A 22,255-nucleotide genomic window follows, 5' to 3' on the forward strand; every position below is an offset into this window, starting at 1 on the left:
GGCGGGCAGCTGGCCTTATCATCAGGACGAAGTGCCGCTTACAGCAGCCCTTGCAGCTCGCGCAGGCCGCTGCTGTTCACCGTGCGGTTGCGGCAGTTCAGCTCGGTGGCTTTGGTTTGAATGGCCTGGATGCGGTTGTCCGGGTTGGGGTGGGTGCTCAGGAACTCGGGCGGGCTGGCCTGACCCTGGCTTTGGGCCTTGATAAAGAAGCCGGCCGCGCCGTCGCAGGCATAGTAGCCCGGGCCGTTCAGGTAGATGACCGAGTACTGGTCGGCTTCGTTTTCGAAGTCGCGGCTAAACTTCAGGGTGCCCAACCCGGCCAGGCCCGAGGCAATCTGCGAAGCGGTGCTCTCGCTGTTGCCCAGCGCCACGCTCAGCAGCAGCTGAATGCCGTACTGGTTTTGCAGCTGGCGCGAGGTGTGGCGGCGGTCGGCGTGGGCAATTTCGTGGCCCAGCACGCCGGCCAGCTGGCTTTCGTCGTCCAGGTACTTGATCAGGCCGGTAAACACGTATATGTGCCCGCCGGGCGTCGCAAACGCGTTTTGCGTCGAGTCTTCCTTGATGATTTTCACGTCCCAGGCGAAATCATTGCGGTGCTGGATGTCCGAGGAGTTGAGCACGCGGTTGACCACGCCGTCGAGCAGCTGGTAGGCGCGGGCGTGGGTGCTGCGCTCCAGCAGCTTGCCCTGGGCACGGTAGGTGGAGTCGGTTTCGGCGGCTACCTGGTCGCCCAGGGCAATGTCGTCTTCGAGGCTGAAGAGAAGCGGGTTGCCTTCTTTGTCGGTGCAGGAAGAAGCGGCGAAACCCAGCGGCAGCGCCAGCGCGGCCAGCAGGCCAAAGCGGGAAAAAATGCGTTGAAACATGCGTGTTGAGTAGAAAGGTCGGGGGTGAAAACGGGCGGCTGAGCGGCCCAAAGAAAAAACGGTGCCAAACCCGCTTGGGGCCCGATACGCACGCAAGTAACGTCCGGTTGGGCCCTGCAGGCATATTCCGGGCCTAGCTCAGCCGTTTCCGGCGTCGTTTTCAGACCGATAATTTTTTGGTCGTTGGCGCGCTGCTGGCCCACGGCGGCCTGCGGGGCAGCCGCCACGGCGGCCCTTGCGTACACGGCTAAGCCCGGCTCCGGGCCCCTCAGCATTTCCGACCCATGCCTACCGCCACCGGCGCCACCACCCCGCGCCTCAAAGTCCGCAAAAAGAAGCTGGTGCCCGTCGACGCCGACGCGCACGAGCTCTACAAAGACCCCGCCCGCCAGGCCGAGCTAGCCGGCCTGCGCTACTTCCCCGACACCAAACCGGGCTACGCGCGCCAGCTCGGCCGCAACGCCCATTTTCGCTACGTGGATAGCAAAGGCGCGGAAATCACCGACGAAAAAACGCTGGCCCGCATCCACAGCTTCGTGATTCCGCCGGCCTGGACGGACGTGTGGATTGCCCCGTCGGCCAACGCCCATTTGCAAGTGACGGGCCGCGACGCCAAGGGCCGCAAGCAGTACATCTACCACCCGCTCTGGGACCAGGCCCGCTCGCTGACCAAGTTCAGCCGCCTGCGCGCCTTCGGCGAACAGCTGGCCGAGCTGCGCCAGCGCCTGCAGCAGGACCTCAAGCGCCCCGGCCTCGACAAGCCGAAAGTGGTGGCCCTGGTGCTGACGTTGATGGACCAGTCGTTTATCCGCGTCGGCAACCGCGAGTACGCCAAGAAAAACAAGAGCTACGGCCTGACAACCCTGCGCGACCGGCACGTGCAGGTCGATGGGGCCGACGTGCGCTTTGCCTTCGTGGGCAAGAAGGGCGTGGCCCACGACGTGACCCTGCACGACCGGAAACTGGCCCGCTTGGTGCAGAAATGCAAGGAAATTCCCGGCCAGCACCTCTTTCAGTATTACAACGCCGACGGGCAGCGCCAGGAGCTGGAGTCGGGCGACGTGAACGATTACCTGCGCGAGGTGACCGGCCTGCCGCTGTCGGCCAAGGACTTCCGCACCTGGGGCGGCACCGTGCGCATGGTGCAGTGCCTGGAGCAGGTGCTGCAGGCCGAGCCCGAGTTGCCCAAGGACAAGGTCATCAAGAAGGCCGTCAAAGACGTGGCCAAAGACCTCGGCAACACGCCCACGGTGTGCAGCAAATATTACATTCACCCGCAGGTGGTGGAGCTGTTTCAGTCCGACAAGCTCATCGACTACCTGCGCCGCCACGACGCCGACCCGGCCGACAACGACCAACTCAGCCCCACCGAGCACCTGGTCTTGGACATGCTCTCGACCGTTTAGACGGTAGAGCGCGTGCGTTTCAAACCGCTGAGGGAATCGTCATCCTGAGTGCAGCGAAGGACCTGCCTCACACCGCGCACCGCCATTGCCGCCGAAGCGCAGACGCTTAATTAAGCACATACACTACCTGAAAAGCGCAGCCACCTCGCCCGGACGATTGAGCGTTGGTGGCTGCGCTGATTCGTTGGTACGGGGCCAGAGGAAGGTCCTTTGTCCTCGCTTGATATGCGACATGCTCAGGACGACGTGCTGGTTTGCGCGGCTACCCATCACCGGCCCGAGCCGTCCCGGTCGAAGGCGTGGGTGGCCACGCCGCTTTCGGTTTTGATTTTCAGCTCGGGCGCGGGCTCCACTTCGTTGTTGCGCTTGGTGTCGTAGAAGCGCGTTTTGCGGCGTAGCCCGGCCACGCGGGAGCTGTCGGCCACGGAGTCCTCGCCGGGGCCGCCGTAGATGTCGATGCGCGGGGAGCGGCGCACCTGCCCGCGGAGCACGAATTCGTCTTTGCCGCCGAGCCCGTGCAAGAGCACCCGCTTGGTTTCGGCGGGGTGGAAGGCGCGGCGGTAGAGCAGGGTTTCGGCTTTGTCGCGGCTGAAGACCGACACCACGGTCAGTGAGTCGCTTTGCCGCTCCACCACGAAGCGTTCCGGCTCGTCGGTGCCCGGCACCACCACTTCCTCGGCGTGCCGGCGGTAGAATTCGGCGGCGGCGGCCGGCAGCGTGGCCCGGCGGGCTTTGAGCGCCGCCACCAGGCGCGGCCCTTCCAGCCGGTACACCTCCGGCGGCAGCCGGCGCGCCGCCCGCTCGATGACCTCGTCGGTGAGGGCCTGCTGCAGCGAGGCGGCGGCGTCCAGGTACTGCGGGCGCGTCAGCTCGTTCAGAGCCCGCGAGTCGATAAAGTGCGCGTTGCGGGTGTAGCCGCCGATGCTCTGGTACGCGGGCCCAAACGTGCGAAACTTGCGCACGGCCTTGCTCACCAGCCAGGAAATGACCCCGTCGTCGAAGCGGAAGAAGACCTGGTCCCGGTCGATGGGAATGGGGCGGTAGAGCGTGCGGGCCTCCTGCTGCACGGCCACCCAATCCCACTGGCCCTCGTGCCGGTCCCAGTCGCCCAGCCAGAGGTCGAGCAGGCGCGCGCGCAAAAAGGCGGGCTGGTCGAAGCGGTGGCGCCCGTCGCGGTAAATGGCTTCCAGCGCGTCGTCGCTTTCCATCAGGTCCTCGGCCCCGGGCCCAAACCCGGCGTTGAGGTTGTCCTTGCTTTCGTACTTTTCCTCCAGCAGCACCACTTTGCCCCGAAACCGCTCCGAGGCCTTGTCCAGCCCGGTTTCGTCGTTGCGAATGTAGAAGGGGCGGGGCTTGGTGTGCAGCACGCCGGCGGCTTGGGCCAAGGGCGGCACCACGAAGGCGCCGTAGGGCGTGCCGGCCGAGGTGGCGTCGCGCACCACGTTGAGGACGAAGGTGTGGCGCAGCACCTTGGGCAGGGTTTTGTAGGGGTCTTTGTCGAGGCTGCGCAGGGCGTAGGTGCGTCCGTCGGGGCCGTTGAGCGTCATGCTGGTGGTCTGAAAGCCGCCGCCCATTTTGCCGGGCTGCAGGCCGCCGGGCGCGGCGCGGCGCAAATCGAGTACGGGCAGGGTGACGGGCTGGGCCCAGGTGGCGCGGTAGTGCTGGCCGAAGAGCAACCGTCCCGGCCAGCCACGACGGTAGTGGCGGCCGGCCGTCACGCGGGCGCTGTCGGGGCCCACGGCGGCTTGGGCCGCCGCGTCCGGAATGCGGGCGTCGGGCTGAAAGAAGCGCTGGCGGGCGCAGCCGGCCGAAAGCAGGCCGAGCAGGAGCGCAGCGCCGGAAACACAGCGCGTCATGCGGTCGGAGGGGAGCAGAGGTCTGGCATAGAATTCAGGTGTCCTTACGCAGCCGTGCCGGAAATGGTCGAACTTATCCGGCGTGGGCAACCGCCCCGGCGGCGCTGCGGTATAAGAGGCAGCTTTTCGGGTCGGGGCCGCCGCTGGCCCCACTACCGTTGCCGCTTTGCTGACCTTGCTACCCACTTCCCGTCTGTTGCTGCTGGCCCTGGGGCTGCCGGCTGCTTCGGCCCGTGCCCAAACGGCCGCCGCCCCGCCCGCCATTTCCGCCGATTCCATCGTGCACGTGGCCGCCGGCCCGCAGTACCGCCGCGGCTGGCTGCACCAGCTCATGTGGGGCTTTCACTACCGGCGGGAGTGGGCCACGCCCGTCACGGCGCCGGTATTCAACCTGCGCACGGCCGTGCCCGGCGGACTCAAGCCCGTGAAAGAGGGCGGCAGCTTTCAAACCCACAACCTGCGCTTGGTGGCCCCCGACGGCCGCCAGTACGTGCTGCGCTCCGTCGACAAAGATGCCACCGCCGCCCTGCCCGAAGACATGCGCAACGGCTGGATCGGGCGGCTGATGAAGGACCAGACCAGCGTCATTCACCCCTACGGCGCCTACATCGTGCCGCCGCTGGCCCGGGCGGCCGGCGTGTACCACACCAACCCACGCCTGTACTACCTGCCCGATGACCCCGCCTTGGGCGAGTACCGGGCCGCTTTTGCCAACGCGCTGTACCTGTTCGAGGAGCGGCCCGAGGGCGACCAGCGCATGGTGCGCAGCTTCGGCGCCTCGGCCCAGGTGGTCAGCTCTAAGCACGCGTTTACCCAACTGGTGGCCTCGCCGCGGGTGCACGTCGACGCCCGCCACTACCTGCGCAGCCGCCTCTTTGATATGTGGCTGGGCGACTGGAGCCGGCGCGAAGATCAGTGGCGCTGGGCCGCCTTTCCGGGCCCCGACAGCACCACCGTGCTCCGGGCCATTCCGCGCGACCGGGACCACGCCTTTTTCAAGTTCGACGACGGCGTCATCACGCGACTGGTCAGCTTCGTCAAAACCAATTACCAAACCTTCTCGCGCGACATCAAGCTGCACGACGTGGAGGGCCTGAACCGCGCCGCCCGGCCCATGGACAAGTCCCTGCTGGTGTATCTCTCGGAGCAGGATTTTCACCAGGTAGCCGATTCGCTGCGCCTTGCCCTCACCGATAAGGTCATTGCCGATGCCCTGCAGGTGTGGCCCAAGGAAGTGTACGCGCTGTCGGGCGAGGAATTTCAGCAGAAGCTGCAGAGCCGCCGCGAGCAGCTGCCGCGGGTGGCCGAGGAGTTTTACCGCCAGCTGGCCCGGGAGGTCGAAATACCCGGCACCGACGAGCCCGAGCGGTTCGTGGTGGAAGCTGCCGGCCCCTGGCAGGCCTGGGTGCGGGTGTACGCCCTGCGCCCCGACGGCCGCAACGGCCGCCTCATCGGCCAGCGCCTCTTCGACGCGCGCCAGACCGGCACCGTCAGCCTCTACGGTCTCGGCGGCAACGACGAATTTCAGCTCGTGGGCCAGCCCGACCGGCGCCTGCGCATCCACATTTACGACGGCCAGGGCCAAGACGTGGTGCAGCAGCTCCAAGTGCCACCGCGCGCCCTCAAAACGCGCGTCACCATCTACGATTCCGGCGACGGTAACCTGCTGAAAGTCGGCAAAGACCAAGTCGAGACCGAAGCCTACCAGCCCAAAGCCAACGAGTACGACGGCGCCGGCTGGTTGCTGCGGCACCGCCTGTACTGACAAGTCCGCGGGGCCACCCGAAGCGCCCGACGATGAAGTCGGGCTTCGGGTGGACCCGCGGACAGCTGGTAACGAAACCTTGGTTGCAACGCGGTCGGCTGCCGCAGGCGCCGGAAACCCGTAGCCCGGGCGCGGACTTAGTTGCCGTGGATGTGGTCGATGCGAAACATGCCGGCGGCCAGGTTATCCGCGAGCTGCGCCGACGGCGCGTCGCCCGAGGCCGAGCTCATCTGGGCGAACCGCACCGGCTGGGGGCCGTCGAACAGCTTCAGCACGTTGGCTTTGAGGTGCATTTCGGGGGAGGCCCCCTCCTTGATGTGCAGTGCCGTGGTGCCCGCCGGCAGCGGCAAGGTGAGCGTGCGAATGTTATTATAGGGGTCCTCGAAGCCGGCAATATCGAAGAACAACCCGCCGTTGCCGGGCGCCTTGCTGGAGCTGCCGTTGAGGCGCAGGAAAATGTAGCCCGTTGTCCAGTTCCAGATCATCTGGTGGGCCGGGTCGAGGGCCCCGGTTTGCGCCCCGGCCGTGTTGCGCGGCGCGTCCACCCCGATGGTAATGCGCAGGGCGGTGTAGTCGCCCGCGGGCACATCTTTGATGGTCAGGTGCTGGGAGTCGGCTTGGGCCTGGTCGATGAGGTAGTAGCTTTCCGGTTCGGCCCACACCGAGCCGTCGGCGCGCACCAGTTGCACGTTGGTGAGGTAGTAGCGAAACTCCGTGACCTTAAAATCGTCGCCGGCCGCGGTCGTGTACGCCGTGTTGTACGCCAGCGTGCTGCTGCCCACCACGTTTTCCACGTGCATTTCTAGCTCGCCGGTTTCTTGCTGGGGCGTGACGTGCTTGTTTTCGCAGGCGGCCAGTAACAACAGGCCGGCGAGGGCAGGGTAGAGGATGGATTTCATACGCAAGGCGGCGGGTTGAGAGTTGCCGGAACACTACCCCACTCGCAAATCCTCGGCGCCAGGGTTGCCTTGGGTAAGAGTGAAATGGGCAAAAGCGAAGTTGCGAATGATTGGCCTCCGTTCACAACTTCGCTTTTGCCCATTTCACCACTTGGCTCAGGCAAATACTTTCACCTTGTCCTTGTGCTTGGTGCGCATGTACTGCCGGATGATCTGTTGCACATCCTTGTTGTCGACCTGCGCCTTGATGACGTCCTTGAACGCCTCCAGGCGCCGCGCCGTGAACGTTTCGTCGATGTAGCCGAAGCCTAGGTAGCGCCCGTGCTCCACCACCACCACCGACCGCTCGCCCGCCCGGCGCCCCTCGCCGATGATGACGAAGGACTGGTGCTCGTAGGTGATGCTTTCGATGGCCTCGTCCACGCGCCGGTTGTAGTCGTCCACCGGCTCCAGCCCGATGCAAGCGCCCTTGCAGCGGTGCACTTGGTAGTCGAAGCAGGAAGAGGTGGTTTTATACAGGTCGCAGAGCTTTTGGCAGAGGTTGTACTTGGCCACCTTGTGGTACAGAAAGCCCTTGGCCTTGAATTGGTTGCCCAGCGCAATGATGGGTATTTCCTGGTTGTTGGCGTCGGCGCGGCCGTAGTAGAGGCGCTTGTAGCCATTTTCGTCGACGCGCATGTAGATGCCCGCCGGAAACACCGAGCGGCGCTGGGCCCGGTTGTAGTGCGGCTTCAGGCGCTTGATTTCCGAGGACTCGTGCAGCAGCGCCACCAGCTCCGAGCCCGTCAGTTCCCAGGTGATGTCGGCAATGGAATTCTTGAAGTCCAGCGACTTGCGCGACTTGTAGTCCACTGCGAAGTGCTGCTGAATCCGCTTGTAGATGTTGATGCTCTTGCCCACGTAAATTACCTCGCCGTGCTCGTCGTGGAAGTAGTACACGCCGGCTTCCTGCGGCAGCGAGGCCACTTTTTCGGGCGTAATCAGCGGGGGCAGCAGGGCGGTTTTGATGGCCTGCTGCACGGCGGCAATTTTGCGGGCCGAGGGCTGCTTGGCGGGCCGCTGCCCCATCGGCGCGGCGGCGTCCACGGCCATCAGCTTGGCTGTCGAATTGGCCTGCTCGTAGCCGGGCGCGTCGGCCTGCTGGCTGATTTTGAGCAGGCGGTCGAACAGAATGGCGGTGGCTTCGGCGTCGCCGGCGGCGCGGTGGCGGTTGTTGAGCGGAATGCCGATGTTGGCGCAAAGCTTGCCCAGCGAGTAGCTCGGCTGCCCCGGAATCAGGGAGCGGCTCAGGCGCACGGTGCACAGCGTCTTGCGCGAGTAGGTGTAGCCCAGGTCGGCGAATTCCTTTTTCAGAAAGGAGTAGTCGAAGCGCACGTTGTGGGCCACGAACACGCAGCCCTCGGTCATCTGCACCACCTTCTTGGCCACCTCGTGAAAGCGCGGCGCCTCCTTCACCATCTCATCGGTAATGCCGGTGAGCTGCTGGATATAAAAAGGAATGGGCCGGCCGGGATTGAGCAGGGTTGCGTATGAATCCACCACCTTGTCGCCGTCGTGGATGTAGATGGCAATTTCGGTGATGCGGTCCTGCGTGGGCTGGCCCCCGGTGGTTTCAAGGTCGATGATGGCGTACAAATCGGCAGCAGCTAAAGCGTCCAGTGACGGCTGATAACAAATTTAGCAAGCGAAAAGGTGCCGCTTTGGTTTTTAGCAGGGGAGGAGCCGTTTGCGCGGCGGTGCATCGGTTGCTGTTGGCAGTATCTGCACACGGCAACATTAGTAGTCCTTGCGAGCGAAGCGCGGCAAAGCTTCCTCCAGCAGCACCAACGATACAATACCTATCAACCGAAAACGGCCCCGCCCGAAACCCCGCTTCTGCAGGTCCCGGTGGGGCCGTTTTGTTCTGGGAACATTTCGGTTTCTGCTAGTGGTAGCGTCGTGCCGCGTGAGAAAAGATTGCCGCGCGTTGCTCGCAAGGACTATCAGTGTGGCCGTTTTTGCCGCCGCGCAGTTCCTGCAGGACGAACCGGCTTTTCCAACAGGTCTAACAACATGCTAGGCCCGAAAACAAAAGAACGGCCCGCCTTTCGACGGACCGTCCCTTCTCTCAACAGCCAGGTTAACCCTAGCGGTTGGATGCTTTCCACTGCGTCACCTGGTTTTTAGCGGCCAGGATTTCGCCGTGTTGCTTCTGGATGATGGAAGACACCTGAGCCGGAATGCTCTGGGCCTTCAGCGCCGATTCATAGGCTTGCAGGGCCACTTGGTCACCGGTTTCGCACTCGCCGAGAATGGCGGCGTCGCTTTGGCCGGTAATGGCCGATTTCAAGTTGATCCAGCCGCGGTGTACGGCGGCGGCGGCATCGGCCACCACGCCTTCCACCGTGTTGTCGTTCGTTACATCAATGCCGGCTTGGCGGGCTTGCTGCTCGAGTTCGGCGGCAAACTGGGCGCGTTGCTGGCTCAGGCGGCTCAGTTCCGATTTCAGTTGCGGATTCGAAACGCCTTCGGCTGCCTCTTGGTAGCCTTTGGCTCCGGTCTTGTTGATTTCCACCAGGTCGTTGAAGGCCCGGGCCGAATCAGAATTAATAGATGCCATGGTTGTGTCGTAGTGGGTGTGGGTGCAGATCCGAAGCGCGGCGAAAGAGACAGTGCGCTTGCGGTTTCTGAGGGCTTATACTTCCGGCCGGGCCGCGGGGTTACGCCCGCAGCCCGAAAACTTTGGCGGGCTTACTTGCCGAGCATGTGCCAGAGGCGCCGGTACCACGGCCGAATTTCCGCCTCCGCTTGCTTTTTGCTCGTCACGTTGTCCTCCCCGTCGGCCACGTCGCCGAGCAGGAAGCCGAAGGGTTCCAGGGGTTTGTAAGCATCGAACACCACCTTCAGAATGGCCGTGAGCGGAATGCTCAGGATCATGCCCGGCGTGCCCCACAGCGCCCCGCCCAGAATCAGCGCCAAAATGGCCGCCAGCGGGTTGATGCTCACCTGCGAGCCGGTAATCATGGGCGTGATGAAATTGCCCTCCAGAAACTGCACCACCACAAACACGCCGATAACGGCCAGCGCCTGCAGTGGGGAGCCGGTCTCAACCAGGGTAATAATGGCCGGTATGGTGGCCCCGATCATGATGCCGATGTAGGGAATGACGGCCAGCACCGAGGCGAAAATGGCGAAGAACACCGCGAACTTGACGCCCAAGGCCAGCAGGCCGATGGCGTTTAGAATGCTCACGATGACGATAACCTTGAGCAGCCCCGAAATGTAGGCCTGCACCACCGTCTGAATGCTGTCAACGGTGTTGAGCACCATGGTGCGCTTGTCGGGGGCCACGAAGCGGAACATGAACTGCCGCAGATGGTCGCGGTAATACAGAAAGCAGAAGATGTAGATGAGCACCTGCGCGAGGTTGCTGAGCACGTCGGTGGTAGTGTTCAGCGTGGTGCCCAGGTAGGTGGTGCCCGATTTCTTGATGCTCTTCATCGTCGACTCCTTCACTTCGTCGATGCTCATCGGGTCGTAGCCGAACCGGTCGTGGGCCCAGGCCTGGGCTTGGTTGAAAATTTCCATCATCTTGGCCTGCAGCTTGGGAATCTCGTCCCGAAACTGCGTCAGCTGCGAGCCGAACCCGATGATGATGCCCGCGAAGATGAGCAGCACCAGCAGCAGGCAGATGACGATGGCCAGCACCCGCGGCACCTTGTGCGCTTCCAGCCAGCGGCAGATGGGCAGCAGCAGCAGGGTAAACACGGCCGAAAACGCAATGGGCAGCAGAATTTCGTCGAGCTTGTGGAGCACGAACACCAGCAGTGTGAGTCCGATAAGCACAAACGTGTAGTAAATCACCGGCGCCTGCTTGATTTCGGGCGCTTGGTGCGGGTGCTGCGGCCGGTTAAAATTGTTGGGAGGAGGAAGCATTTGCTAAAATTGTTGGGAGAAAGGTGCGGTCAAAGCGTGGGGTTTTGCAGGCTTTTTCGGAAATTTGGGTGAACCTACTCCGAGCAGCGGCGGTTAGGAAACGGCTCGATTTGCCAATGCGAATAGCAAGCGGGCCCGGCGCGGCCAAGGTGGAAACCCTGCCTTTTCTGCGTTATTTTACCGCTTAAACGTACTGAAGGATATTACCCAATGGCTGAGCAGCAACTGCCTCTCGAAAGCGCGCCAAGCGCCCCCGTCGACCACGGCTACAACGAGGATTCCATCCGTTCGTTGGACTGGCGGGAGCACATCCGCCTGCGCCCGGGCATGTACATCGGCAAGCTGGGCGACGGTTCGTCGCCCGACGACGGTATCTACATCCTCGTCAAGGAGGTCATCGACAACTCCATCGACGAGCACATGATGGGCTACGGCCGCACCATCGAAGTCAAAATCACCGAGCAGCGCGTGACCGTGCGTGACTACGGCCGCGGCATTCCGCTGGGCAAGGTGGTCGACGTGGTGAGCAAGATCAACACCGGCGGCAAGTACGACTCCAAGGTCTTCCAGAAGTCGGTAGGCCTCAACGGCGTGGGTACCAAGGCCGTGAATGCGCTGAGCACCAACTTCGTGGTGCAGAGCGTGCGCGACGGGATGATGAAATCGGCCGAGTTTCAGGGCGGCAAGCTCATCAGCGACCCGAAGCCCATCAAGACCTCGCAGCGCAACGGCACGATGATGTCGTTCGAGCCGGACCCGACCATCTTCCGCAACTACCGCTTCATCCCGGACTTCCTGGAAAGCCAGTTCTGGAACTACGCCTACCTGAACGCGGGGCTGACCATCAACTTCAACGGGCAGAAGTACCACTCCGAAAACGGCCTGCGCGACCTGCTGGAGCGCAAAACCGACCCGGACGCCATTCGTTACCCGGTAATTCACCTGAAGGGCAACGACATTGAAATGGCCCTGACCCACGGCAACGACTACGGCGAGGAGTACTACTCCTTCGTCAACGGGCAGTACACCACCCAGGGCGGTACGCACCTGGCCGCGTACCGCGAGGGCATTGTGAAGACCCTGCGCGAGTTCTACAAGAAGGACTACGACGCCACCGATATCCGGGCCAGCATCGTGGGCGCCATTGCCATCCGGGTGCAGGAGCCGGTGTTCGAGTCGCAGACCAAGACCAAGCTGGGCTCGATTACGATGGAGCCGGAGGGCGCCGTGACCGTGCGCAACTTCGTGGTGGACTTCGTGAAGGAGCACCTCGACAACTACCTGCACAAGAACCCCGAAACGGCAGAAGCCCTGAAGCGCCGCATCGAGCAGAGCGAGCGGGAGCGGAAGGACATGGCCGGCGTGAAGAAGCTGGCCAACCAGCGCGCCAAAAAAGCCAGCCTGCACAACCGCAAGCTGCGCGACTGCCGCTTCCACTTCGACGAGGGCAAAACCCCGGACAAGGAAGCGCTGACCACCCTGTTCATCACCGAGGGCGACTCCGCCTCGGGCTCCATCACCAAGAGCCGCAACGTGGAGTTGGAGGCCGTGTTCAGCCTGCGCGGCAAGCCGCTGAACTGCTTCGGGATGAAAAAGAAAATCGTCTACGAAAACGAGGAGCTGAACCTGCTGCAGCACGCGTTGAACATCGAGGAAGGCATCGAAGGCCTGCGCTACAACCGCGTGGTCATTGCCACCGACGCCGACGTGGACGGCATGCACATTCGCCTCTTGCTGCTCACCTTCTTCCTGCAGTTCTTCCCCGATTTGGTGCGCAACGGCCACGTTTACATCCTGGAAACGCCCCTGTTCCGGGTGCGCAACAAGAAGCAAACGATTTACTGCTACGACGAGCGCGAAAAGCAGGCCGCCATCCGCAAGCTGGGCCGCAACCCGGAAATCACCCGCTTCAAGGGCCTGGGCGAAATCAGCCCCGACGAGTTCGGCAAGTTCATCGGCGACAACATCCGCCTGGAGCCGGTCATTCTGCAGTCGGACCGCTCCATCCAGAAGCTGCTGACCTACTACATGGGTAAAAACACGCCCGCCCGTCAGGAATTCATCATCGACCACCTGCGCATCGAGAAGGACCTGGTGACCTCCGACACGTTGCCGCTGAGCGAAGCGGTGGAAGCCGAGGCACTGGCCTAAGCGCTAGGTTGGAATGCATTGGTAGCCCTCGTGCCGTGGCGGCGCGGGGGCTACTTTGCTTGTTGATGGTGTGTGAAGGTGCACGGTAAGTCCGTTGTAATGCACTCTGAGCGGGTGTGCTGCCTCTATTGGAACGAGCATCCGACTGCCCGTTGCAGCGGTGCGGCGCTGCAGATACTTTTGGGCATCTCTGCGCCCATCAATCCCAACCTGCACGTTGCTATGAACCATGCTTCACGCCTCCTCCAAGTTTGCCTTATCAGTGGTCTGTGCGCAGCGCCGCTGCTTGCCGCCCGCGCCCAATCGGTTGGGGTGGGCACCAACACGCCCCACGCGTCGGCCGCGCTGGAAGTGCAGTCGGATAACAAAGGCTTGTTGATTCCGCGCATGACGGCGTCGCAACGCACCGGTATTAGCAGCCCAGCGGCCGGCCTGTTGGTGTACCAGACCGACGGCAGCCAGCCGGGGTTCTGGTACTACACCGGCGGCACCTGGACCTACCTTAACCCCAATCCGGCCGGCGACAACCTGGGCAACCACACCGCCACCCAGGCGCTGAAATACAGCAACAACGACGCCGACAAAATCCTGTTTACCCAGGCTTACGGCGCCAGCGGCTCCAAGCTCGAGCACGCCTCGGGCTGGCTGCTGAATTATTACGCTGGCCCCTCCAACGGCTTGGCGGGCACCCACCGCTTTCTCACGGGCACCTCCGGCGGCTGGCGGGAGCGAATGCGCATCGATGATTCCGGCAACGTGGGCATCGGCACCGACAGTCCGCAACGCACGTTGGACGTGAACGGCTCCATCCGCCAGCAGACCATGAATTCGGGGTTGATAACCTTGCCGGGAACATCGATAGCAAGTTTCGAGTGGACGCACAATCTCGGGTATCAGCCTACTCTTATGATCAGCTTGGACCAATCGGGCGGCGGCGGAGCCGAGTACGTGGTCGTGAGCTACGAGCACCTGAACAACAACGTCGTGCGCTTTCACCTGCGCAATACCCGCACCAGCGACGCCTCTTTCAGCGTGCGTTGGATACGCGTCGACTAAGTCGCTAGCTGCTATGAGTGGCTGCTCCTGGCCCGGCCACGAGGCCCCGGGCCGAACCGCAGGTGAGCCGAGCCGTTGGGAGGCTCGCAACGCTTTCACGACGCCGAGGCAGCCCGTCTTCGGCGGGAACTCCGCCGCCCCGACCTGCACTGCCCGACATCGGGGCGGCCTCGAAGCGGGCTTGCCACCGGCTTGGTGCTGATAAAACTGTATCTTGCCCGACTTGCCGCCGCCGAACCTGGCCCGCTTGCCGCCGCTAAAGTTGCACGGCCGCTGGTCCACCTGTTGTTATTGCACTTCTTTTTATGACCGCTGCCGCCTCCGCGCTGCCCCAGTTGCCCAAAGCCCCCACGGGCATCGACGGGCTTGACGAAATCACCAACGGCGGCTTGCCCGCGGGGCGCCCCACGCTGATTTGCGGTTCGGCCGGCTGCGGCAAGACGCTGATGAGCGTGGAGTTCCTGGTACGCGGCATTCAGGAGTTCGACGAGCCGGGCGTGCTGATGGCGTTCGAGGAAACCGCCGACGAGCTGGCCGCCAACGTCACCTCCCTGGGCTTCGACCTCAAGCAGCTGGTGGCCGACAAGAAGCTGCGCCTCGACCACGTGCACGTCGACCGCTCCGAAATCGAGGAAACCGGCGAGTACGACCTCGAAGGGCTGTTTATCCGCCTGGGCTACGCCATCGACAGCATCGGGGCCAAGCGCGTGGTGCTCGACACCATCGAGTCGCTGTTTTCGGGCTTTACCAACCAAGCCATCCTGCGCTCCGAAATCCGCCGGCTGTTTCGCTGGCTCAAGGACAAGGGCGTCACCACCATTATCACCGCCGAGCGGGGCGACGGGTCGCTGACGCGGCAGGGCTTGGAGGAGTACGTGTCGGACTGCGTGATTCTGCTCGACAACCGGGTGATTAACCAGATTACCACCCGTCGCCTGCGCATCGTGAAGTACCGCGGCAGCACCCACGGCACCAACGAATACCCCTACCTGATTACCGAAGACGGCATTTCGGTGCTGCCCGTCACCTCGCTGAAGCTCGAGCACGAAGTCTCCAACGAAGTGGTGTCGACGGGGGTGCCGGGCCTCGACGAGATGTTTGCCCGCCGCGGGCTGTACCGCGGCAGCAGCACGCTTATCACCGGCACCGCGGGCACCGCCAAAACTACCCTGGCCGCCGCCTTCGCCGCCGAGTCCTGCCGCCGCGGCGAACGATGCGTGTACTTCGCCTTCGAGGAGTCGCCGCAGCAGCTGATGCGCAACATGCTGTCGGTGGGCCTGGACCTGCACCCGTACGTGGCGCAGGGGCTGCTGCACATCGAGTCTTCGCGCCCTACGCTCAACGGCTTGGAGCAGCACCTGGTCACCATTCACAAGCTCATCGGCCAATACCAGCCCCGTACCGTCATCATCGACCCGATCAGCAACCTCGTGTCGGTGGGCAGCATCACGGAAGTGCGCGGCATGCTCACCCGCCTGATCGACTACCTGAAAGTGCAGGGCATCACGGCCCTGTTCACGGCCCTGGTCAGCGGCAGCCACAGCAACCTGGAAATGACCGAGGAAGGTGTTTCCTCGCTGGTTGATACCTGGCTGCACGTGCGCGACCTGGAAGGCGTCGGCGAGCGAAACCGCGGCGTGAGCATCCTTAAGGCCCGCGGCATGGCCCACTCCAACCAAGTGCGCGAATTCCTGGTCACCGACGCGGGCATCCGCCTGCTCGACGTGATTATCGGCCCGGGCGGCATCGTGACAGGGGCCTCGCGCCACACCCAGTTTCTGCAGGAACAGGCCGCTTCGCTGGCTGCACAGCAGGAAATCGAGCGGCGCGAACGGGAGCTGGAGCGCAAGCGGCGGGTGCTTGAAGCCACCATTGCCAACCTGCGTACCGAGTTTGAATCGGTGGAGGAGGAGCTACGCCGCACCAACCTGGAGGAAGAGCGGCAGCACCACGAGCTGCTGCAGGCTCGCCAGCGCATTGCGGCCGGCTCCAACGCCCACCCGGGCGCCCATTCGGCCGCCGCGCCCGAAAATTCGTAAACCATCCAGTATGCAGAGCACACTGGCCCCCACGCAAGCAATTATGGACGAGGAAACCTGGGAACTGCGCCTATACGTGGCGGGGCAAACGGTGAAGTCTGTGACGGCGCTGGCCAACCTGAAGAAATACTGCGAAGCGTACCTGCAGGGGCGCTACCGCTTGGAAGTCATTGACTTGCTGGAACACCCCCAGCTGGCCGAAGGCGACCAAATTTTGGCTATTCCGACGCTGGTGCGCAAAGTCCCTTCGCCGATTCGCAAAATCATCGGGGACCTTTCAAATCAGGAACGGGTACTGGTGGGGCTCGACATCCGACCGGCTGGTCCTAAGTAAGCCGGGCCTATGGAACCAGAGCAAGGCCTGCCGGAAGCCGGCCCCGAATACGTGCTGCACTTGTATATCACCGGTGCTACTCCCAACTCCACCCAGGCCGTGCGCAACCTCAAGGACATCTGCGAGCGGTACCTGTCCGGCCGGGTGGAGCTGCAAATTATTGACATTCACCAACAACCCGAACTGGCCCGGCAGGAGCGCATTGTGGCCGCGCCTACGCTGGTGAAAAAGCAGCCCGGCCTGCTGCGCTTTCTCGTCGGCGACCTGTCGGACCGCCGCCGGGTGCTGGCTCTGCTCGGCGTGGCCCCCGATCCTCACGACCCATACATCTATGACTGAGCACGCGCCACGCCCCGCCGCCGACCTGGCCCGTGAAAACGAGGAGCTGCGCCACCGCCTGCAGGAGGCCGAAGAGCTTATCACGGCCATTCGCACCGGCACCATCGACGCGCTGGCCGTGCAGGCGCCCGAGGGGCCGCGCATTTTTACCCTCGAAGGCGCCGACCAGAGCTACCGCGACCTGATCGAGCAGATGAACGAGGGGGCGTTGCTGCTGAGCCAGAACGACACCGTGCTCTATTGCAACGCCTGCCTGGCCGGTTTGCTGAAAGCGCCGCTGGAAACCATGATGGGCGCCTCGTTCCGCGACTTTGTGCCCGCCGACTACCTCGGCTACTGGCAGGATCTGCTGACGACGGGCTGGGCCGGCAAAAGCAAGGGCGAAATGCCCTTGCTGGCTCTCGACGGCCAGCAGCGCCCGGTGGCCGTGGCCCTGAACGTGCTGCTGTTCAACCAAACGCCGGTGCTGGCCATCATCATCACCGACGTATCGGAGCAGCGCGAAATCAACGCCATCCGGGCCCGGGTAAGCGAGCAAAACGCTCTGCTGGAGCGCCAGCAGGAAACCCTGCGCACCCAGGCCCTGGCCCAGCGCGCCGCCGAGCAAACCGCCGCCGAAACCAGCCGCATCCTCGAAGGCATTCCGCACATTGCCTGGACGGCCAACCCCGCCGGCCGCAATACTTACCTCAACCACCGCTGGTTTGAGTACACCGGCCACGATTCCCACTCTGATTCGGCCCACAGCTTCAGCGCCCTCATTCACCCGGATGATTTGCCGGCCGCCGTGCAGCGCTGGCAGGAATGCATCGGCAGCGGCGAGGCGCTGGAAATCGAATGCCGCATCCGCAGCGCCAGTGGGGACTACCGCTGGATGCTGGGCCGGGCGCTGCCTTCACGTAACGAGCAGGGCGACATTATTCAGTGGATCGGCGCCTACACCGACATCCACGAGCACAAAATGGCCCAGCAACGCGTGGCTGAAACCCAGCAGCAGTTGCGCGCCAGCAATGAGCAACTGCTGCGCATCAACCGCGACCTGGACAACTTCATTTACACCGCCTCCCACGACCTGAAAGCCCCCATCAACAACATCGAAGGTCTGCTGGCGGCCTTGCTAGCCGAGCTGCCCGCCGAGTTGATGGCCGGGCCCGCCGTCGAGCCGCTGGTGGGCATGATGCAGGACTCGGTTGACCGCTTTAAGCGCACCATCGAGCACCTGACCGAAGTGACGCGCCTGCAGAAGGAGCACGAGCAGCCGCCGGTGCTGGTGGAGCTGGCCCCCGTGGTGCAGGCGGTGCGGCTGGACCTGACGCCCTTGCTCGAAGCCGCCGGCGCCGAGCTGGAAGTGGACGTGGCCCGCTGCGGTCCGGTGCGGATTTCGGAGAAGAACCTGCGCTCGGTGGTGTACAACCTGCTCTCCAACGCCCTCAAATACCGCCACCCCGACCGCCCGCCCCGCGTGCGCGTGCGCTGCCGCGCCAGCGACGAATACCAAGTGCTGACCGTCGAGGACAACGGCCTGGGCCTGCAGGTGGCCGGCAACGCCAAGTTGTTTGCCATGTTTCAGCGTTTCCACGACCACGTCGAGGGCTCGGGCATCGGTTTGTACATGGTCAAGCGCATCATGGAAAACGCCGGCGGGCGCGTGGACGTGGAGAGTACCGTGGGCGCAGGTTCAATATTTTCCGTGTACTTCCGCCGCTAACTTGCGTATGCCTTCCTGCGCGGGCGCAAAGCGCCCGCGTCACCCGCCCTCTCACACCGCTTGCAATGTCTCTTCCTGCCTGTATTCTGCTTGTCGACGACGACCAAACCACGAACTATCTCAACCGCCTGCTGCTGAAGCGCCTTGCCATAGCCGATGAATTGTTGGTAGCCCAAAACGGGCTCGAAGCGCTGGAAGTGCTGCGCACGCACCGCCCGCAATCCGAATCGGGAGCCCCCGTGCTGGTCTTTCTCGACGTTAAAATGCCCGTAATGGACGGGTTCGAGTTCTTGCAGGCCTACGAGCAGCTGCCCGCCGCCGACAAGGCCCAAACGGTTATCGTGATGCTGACTACGTCGCTGCACCCGCACGACGTGGAGCGTATGCAGCAGCTCAACATTGGCGGCTTCCTAAACAAGCCGCTTACCAAGGAAAAAGTCGACGCGGTGCTGCAGCGGCATTTTCCGCAGCCCGTCTCTGCGGACTAGGCATTCAAGCTCCGAATACGTACCGCCCGCCGCGGCCCCCGAAACGGGCCGCGGCGGGCGGTTTTCGTTTGCAAAGCCATGTGCTAATCATGTTAGTTTTGCTCTGGTCTAATGATGAATAGGTTGGCGCTTTTTTGTTCTCGCAATAAGGTTTTGACTAATTTTTTTAGGAACTTTATGTGCGACTTCCGCCTTGCTTCCTGTTGTGCTCTGCTCGCTAAACGGTACTTTTGAAGGCCATTGTCCCGGCCCGATAAGTGCCCGGGCGAGTAGGCCCGTCCTGCGTTTTCCTGCTTTTTGCGTTTACCAGATGAGTTAACTCTTACGTTTGCGGCCGGCGCACCAATCCCACGCCAGCCATGTTTAAAGGAGCCTTCGGCGGCTGAGCGGCTGCTGAGGAGAGGTACAAGAACAATAACCGTGGCCCAAGCCACCCCCGCGCGTGTCAAACGACAACCACACCCCCGACGAGCAGAACCTGAACGGACAAGACCCCGAGTTGTTCGGCGTCGGGGACACCATTGATTTTGGGGCCGCAGCTGCCGCGGCCGACGACGAAACCGCTGCCGAAGACGCTGCGCCCGCCCTGGGCCCCGACGGCGAGCCGCTGGCCGAAGCCGACGAGCCCAGTCTGGAAGGCGAAGCTGCCGACGCGGACGACGCCACCGACGAGGCCGTCGTGGTGCAGGCCGAAGAAGGCGACTTCAAGCCCGGCGAAACCATCCACGACATCAGCAGCATCGGCGGCATGTACCAGAACTGGTTTCTGGACTACGCCTCGTACGTGATTCTGGAGCGCGCCGTGCCCGCCATCGAGGACGGCCTCAAGCCCGTGCAGCGCCGCATCCTGCACGCCATGAAGGAAATGGACGACGGCCGCTTCAACAAAGTGGCCAACGTCATCGGGCAGACCATGCAGTACCACCCGCACGGTGATGCATCGATTGGCGACGCCATCGTGAACCTGGGCCAGAAGGACCTGCTGATCGAAACCCAGGGCAACTGGGGCGACGTGCGCACCGGCGACGGCGCCGCCGCGCCCCGCTACATCGAAGCCCGCCTCTCGAAGTTTGCCCTCGACGTGGTCTTCAACCCCGATACCACCGAGTGGCAGGCCAGCTACGACGGCCGCAAGCGCGAGCCGGTAACCCTGCCGGTGAAATTCCCGCTGCTGCTGGCGCAGGGCATTGAGGGCATTGCCGTAGGCCTGTCGACCAAGATCATGCCCCACAACTTCCGCGAGTTGTGCAAGGCCTCGATTGACGTGCTCAAGGGCCGCGACATCATTCTGTACCCGGACTTTCCGACGGGCGGCCTCTGCGACATTTCGAACTACAACGGGGGCCTGCGCGGCGGTAAGCTGCGCCTGCGCGCCACCATCGAGAAGGTCGACAAGACCATGCTCATCATCCGCGACGTGCCCTACGGGACCACGACGACCGGCGTGATGGAAAGCATCGTGAAGGCCTCGGAAGCCAACAAAATCAAGATCAAGAAGGTGGTGGACAACACCGCCGCCGTGGTCGAAATCCAGGTGCACCTGCCCGCGGGCGTGTCGCCGGATCTGACCATGGACGCGCTGTACGCCTTCACCGACTGCGAAATCAGCCTTTCGCCCAACACCTGCGTCATCATCGACGAGAAGCCGCGCTTCGTGGCCGTCGAGGACATGCTCAAGCTCAGCACCAGCAAGACGCTGCGCCTGCTGGAGCGCGAGCTGGAAATTCGCCAGGACGAGCTGCAGGAGCGCTGGCACTCGGCGTCGCTGGAGAAAATCTTCATCGAGAACCGCATCTACCGCAAGATCGAGGAGTGCGAGACCTGGGAGCAGATCCTGGAAACTATTGACGCCGGCCTGAAAAAGTACGTGCGCATCGACGGCGAAAAGGAAAAGGCCAACGACACGCGCATCGTGCTGCGCCGCGCCATCACGGAGGAGGACCTGACGCGCCTGACGGAAATTCGCATCAAGCGCATTTCCAAGTACGACGGCTTCAAGGCCGACGAGTACATTCAGAAGCTGGAAGCCGAGCTGGCCGAGGTGGCCGACAACCTCGCCAACCTCACCCGCTACGCCATCCGCTACTTCGAGGGCCTGCTCAAGAAGTACGGCGACGGCAAGGAGCGCAAAACCGAGCTGCGCACCTTCGACGTGGTGACGGCCCAGAAAGTGGCCGTGGCCAACCAGAAGCTCTACGTGAACCGGCAGGACGGCTTCGTGGGCCACGGGCTGAAGAAGGACGAGTTCGTGTGCGACTGCTCGGACCTGGACGACATCATTGCCATCCGCCGCGACGGCTCCTTCGTGGTGACCAAGATTGCGGAGAAGACCTTCGTGGGCAAGGACATCCTGCACGTGGGCGTCTACAACAAAAACGACGACCGGCTGGTGTATAACATGATCTACGTGGACGGTCCCTCGCAGATTAGCTACGCTAAGCGCTTCCTCGTGACGGGCATCACCCGCGACAAATCCTACGACTTGACCAAGGGCGGCAAGAACTCCAAGGTGCTCTACATGACGGCCAACCCCAACTCGGAGTCGGAAATCGTGTCGGTGCAGCTCTCCGACAAAGCCCCGGCGCGGGTGAAGCAGTTCGACTTCGACTTTGCCGAGCTGGCCATCAAGGGCAAGGGTTCGATGGGCAACATCGTGACCAAGCAGCCGGTCAAGAAGATTACCCAGAAGTCCAAGGGCGACTCTACGCTCGGCGGCCGGGAGGTGTTCTTCGACGAAGTGGTGGGCCGCCTCAACACCGGCGGGCACGGCCGCTTCCTCGGCACCTTCGACACGGACGACGCGGTGCTAGCCATCTACAAGGACGGGACCTACGAGCTGACCGCGCCCGACCCCGCCATTCACTTCGTGATGCGCGACTTGGTGCTGCTGCGCAAGTTCGAGCCCGACACGGTCATCAACACGGTGTACCTGGAAGGCGAGACCAAGACGCACTACGTCAAGCGGTTCCGCATCGAGACGAGCACTCTGGCCAAGCGCTTCCTCTTCATCCCCGAAACCAAGGGCACGCACTTGCTGGTGGCCACCTGCGGCGTGGCGCCCGAAATCGAGGTGAAGGTGCAAAAGGAGAAGAAAGGGGAGAAGCTCTCGGAGCGCTTGCACCTGCACGAGTTCATCGACGTGAAGGGGTGGAAGGCCATGGGCAACAAGCTCAACTACTTCAAGGTGCTCGGCGTGGAGCTGCTCACCGACGAAGGCCCCGAGCCGGAGCGCAAGGCCCAGGCCAAGCGCAAGGGCCCGGCTACCATTCCGCGTCCGGCCGCTACGCCCGACGCCGAGCCCCTGCCCGAGCACGACGGACCGGTGGAAATTTCGGCCGAGGAAGTGGAGCGCGCCCAAGCCCTGCTGCAGCGCAAGCCCAAGTCACAGATGACGTTGTTTTAGGGCAGTGAGGGCGCGGCGCGTGGATAAAGCACG

At 63.1% G+C, this 22,255-nt stretch carries 16 protein-coding genes; 10 read left to right on the forward strand and 6 right to left on the reverse strand.

Translation table 11 applies throughout. The features are described 5' to 3' along the window. Window positions 1-38 precede the first annotated feature (38 nt). Window positions 39-863 carry a M48 family metalloprotease gene (locus LJ737_RS07805; protein WP_227764383.1) on the reverse strand — a complete coding sequence of 275 codons (825 nt, stop codon included), beginning with the start codon at window positions 861-863 and terminating at the stop codon, window positions 39-41. A gap of 284 nt (window positions 864-1,147) precedes the next feature. On the opposite strand from LJ737_RS07805, the gene LJ737_RS07810 reads away from it, so the two are divergent. Beyond that, window positions 1,148-2,269 (forward strand): DNA topoisomerase IB, encoded by a 1,122-nt coding sequence (locus LJ737_RS07810; protein ID WP_227764385.1) that lies wholly within the window; start codon window positions 1,148-1,150, stop codon window positions 2,267-2,269. A gap of 269 nt (window positions 2,270-2,538) precedes the next feature. Here the strand turns inward: LJ737_RS07810 and LJ737_RS07815 are convergent, their stop codons facing one another. Beyond that, window positions 2,539-4,125, reverse strand: a complete 1,587-nt coding sequence (locus LJ737_RS07815) for a hypothetical protein (protein WP_227764386.1) — start codon at window positions 4,123-4,125, stop codon at window positions 2,539-2,541. A gap of 166 nt (window positions 4,126-4,291) precedes the next feature. On the opposite strand from LJ737_RS07815, the gene LJ737_RS07820 reads away from it, so the two are divergent. Beyond that, on the forward strand, window positions 4,292-5,890 hold the full coding sequence (locus LJ737_RS07820) for a hypothetical protein (protein ID WP_227764387.1): 1,599 nt from the start codon (window positions 4,292-4,294) through the stop codon (window positions 5,888-5,890). Between the two features lie 137 nt (window positions 5,891-6,027). On the opposite strand, the gene LJ737_RS07825 is transcribed toward LJ737_RS07820, so the two are convergent. The 4 genes from LJ737_RS07825 to LJ737_RS07840 all read right to left on the reverse strand — a co-directional run bounded on the left by LJ737_RS07825 (window position 6,028) and on the right by LJ737_RS07840 (window position 10,704). Further along, window positions 6,028-6,789, reverse strand: a complete 762-nt coding sequence (locus tag LJ737_RS07825; protein WP_227764389.1) for an MbnP family protein — start codon at window positions 6,787-6,789, stop codon at window positions 6,028-6,030. Window positions 6,790-6,945: 156 nt separating this feature from the next. Beyond that, the gene (locus LJ737_RS07830; protein WP_227764391.1) at window positions 6,946-8,424 is read right to left on the reverse strand and encodes an exonuclease domain-containing protein; all 1,479 of its coding nucleotides are present in this window, start codon (window positions 8,422-8,424) and stop codon (window positions 6,946-6,948) included. A gap of 490 nt (window positions 8,425-8,914) precedes the next feature. Continuing rightward, the gene (locus LJ737_RS07835; protein WP_227764393.1) at window positions 8,915-9,388 is read right to left on the reverse strand and encodes a ferritin-like domain-containing protein; all 474 of its coding nucleotides are present in this window, start codon (window positions 9,386-9,388) and stop codon (window positions 8,915-8,917) included. 131 nt (window positions 9,389-9,519) lie between these two features. Then, the gene (locus LJ737_RS07840; protein WP_227764395.1) at window positions 9,520-10,704 is read right to left on the reverse strand and encodes an AI-2E family transporter; all 1,185 of its coding nucleotides are present in this window, start codon (window positions 10,702-10,704) and stop codon (window positions 9,520-9,522) included. Between the two features lie 210 nt (window positions 10,705-10,914). On the opposite strand from LJ737_RS07840, the gene LJ737_RS07845 reads away from it, so the two are divergent. The 8 genes from LJ737_RS07845 to LJ737_RS07880 all read left to right on the forward strand — a co-directional run bounded on the left by LJ737_RS07845 (window position 10,915) and on the right by LJ737_RS07880 (window position 22,222). Next, window positions 10,915-12,855, forward strand: coding sequence for a DNA topoisomerase IV subunit B (locus LJ737_RS07845; RefSeq protein ID WP_227764396.1), 1,941 nt, complete (start codon window positions 10,915-10,917; stop codon window positions 12,853-12,855). Window positions 12,856-13,077: 222 nt separating this feature from the next. Then, a complete protein-coding gene (locus LJ737_RS07850; RefSeq protein WP_227764399.1) occupies window positions 13,078-13,911 on the forward strand; it encodes a phage tail-like protein in 834 nt (277 codons plus the stop codon). Between the two features lie 305 nt (window positions 13,912-14,216). Then, window positions 14,217-15,950 carry a circadian clock protein KaiC gene (gene kaiC, locus LJ737_RS07855; RefSeq protein WP_227764402.1) on the forward strand — a complete coding sequence of 578 codons (1,734 nt, stop codon included), beginning with the start codon at window positions 14,217-14,219 and terminating at the stop codon, window positions 15,948-15,950. 10 nt (window positions 15,951-15,960) lie between these two features. Next, a complete protein-coding gene (locus tag LJ737_RS07860) occupies window positions 15,961-16,284 on the forward strand; it encodes a circadian clock KaiB family protein (RefSeq protein WP_227764404.1) in 324 nt (107 codons plus the stop codon). A gap of 9 nt (window positions 16,285-16,293) precedes the next feature. Continuing rightward, a complete protein-coding gene (locus LJ737_RS07865) occupies window positions 16,294-16,623 on the forward strand; it encodes a circadian clock KaiB family protein (RefSeq protein WP_227764406.1) in 330 nt (109 codons plus the stop codon). Continuing rightward, window positions 16,616-18,331 (forward strand): sensor histidine kinase, encoded by a 1,716-nt coding sequence (locus LJ737_RS07870; protein ID WP_227764407.1) that lies wholly within the window; start codon window positions 16,616-16,618, stop codon window positions 18,329-18,331. The genes LJ737_RS07865 and LJ737_RS07870 overlap by 8 nt, the downstream gene beginning before the upstream one ends. 65 nt (window positions 18,332-18,396) lie before the next feature. Continuing rightward, entirely contained in the window at window positions 18,397-18,819 is a 423-nt protein-coding gene (locus LJ737_RS07875; protein ID WP_227764409.1) for a response regulator, read from the forward strand. A 679-nt stretch (window positions 18,820-19,498) separates the two neighbouring features. After that, window positions 19,499-22,222: a DNA gyrase/topoisomerase IV subunit A gene (locus tag LJ737_RS07880; RefSeq protein ID WP_410779946.1), complete on the forward strand. Its 2,724-nt coding sequence runs from the start codon at window positions 19,499-19,501 to the stop codon at window positions 22,220-22,222. Window positions 22,223-22,255 lie beyond the last annotated feature (33 nt).

Source organism: Hymenobacter sp. 15J16-1T3B (assembly GCF_020711235.1).
In the GTDB taxonomy this organism is placed as follows: Bacteria; Bacteroidota; Bacteroidia; order Cytophagales; family Hymenobacteraceae; genus Solirubrum.

What these genes read in the sequence shown, in the direction of transcription:
- LJ737_RS07850 (WP_227764399.1), top strand. Translation starts at nt 13,078, where the DNA reads ATGAACCATGCTTCACGCCTCCTCCAAGTTTGCCTTATCAGTGGTCTG.
- LJ737_RS07815 (WP_227764386.1), bottom strand. Translation starts at nt 4,125, where the DNA reads ATGACGCGCTGTGTTTCCGGCGCTGCGCTCCTGCTCGGCCTGCTTTCG.
- LJ737_RS07860 (WP_227764404.1), top strand. Translation starts at nt 15,961, where the DNA reads ATGCAGAGCACACTGGCCCCCACGCAAGCAATTATGGACGAGGAAACC.
- LJ737_RS07845 (WP_227764396.1), top strand. Translation starts at nt 10,915, where the DNA reads ATGGCTGAGCAGCAACTGCCTCTCGAAAGCGCGCCAAGCGCCCCCGTC.
- LJ737_RS07805 (WP_227764383.1), bottom strand. Translation starts at nt 863, where the DNA reads ATGTTTCAACGCATTTTTTCCCGCTTTGGCCTGCTGGCCGCGCTGGCG.
- LJ737_RS07840 (WP_227764395.1), bottom strand. Translation starts at nt 10,704, where the DNA reads ATGCTTCCTCCTCCCAACAATTTTAACCGGCCGCAGCACCCGCACCAA.
- LJ737_RS07825 (WP_227764389.1), bottom strand. Translation starts at nt 6,789, where the DNA reads ATGAAATCCATCCTCTACCCTGCCCTCGCCGGCCTGTTGTTACTGGCC.
- LJ737_RS07835 (WP_227764393.1), bottom strand. Translation starts at nt 9,388, where the DNA reads ATGGCATCTATTAATTCTGATTCGGCCCGGGCCTTCAACGACCTGGTG.
- LJ737_RS07810 (WP_227764385.1), top strand. Translation starts at nt 1,148, where the DNA reads ATGCCTACCGCCACCGGCGCCACCACCCCGCGCCTCAAAGTCCGCAAA.
- LJ737_RS07875 (WP_227764409.1), top strand. Translation starts at nt 18,397, where the DNA reads ATGTCTCTTCCTGCCTGTATTCTGCTTGTCGACGACGACCAAACCACG.
- kaiC (WP_227764402.1), top strand. Translation starts at nt 14,217, where the DNA reads ATGACCGCTGCCGCCTCCGCGCTGCCCCAGTTGCCCAAAGCCCCCACG.
- LJ737_RS07865 (WP_227764406.1), top strand. Translation starts at nt 16,294, where the DNA reads ATGGAACCAGAGCAAGGCCTGCCGGAAGCCGGCCCCGAATACGTGCTG.
- LJ737_RS07870 (WP_227764407.1), top strand. Translation starts at nt 16,616, where the DNA reads ATGACTGAGCACGCGCCACGCCCCGCCGCCGACCTGGCCCGTGAAAAC.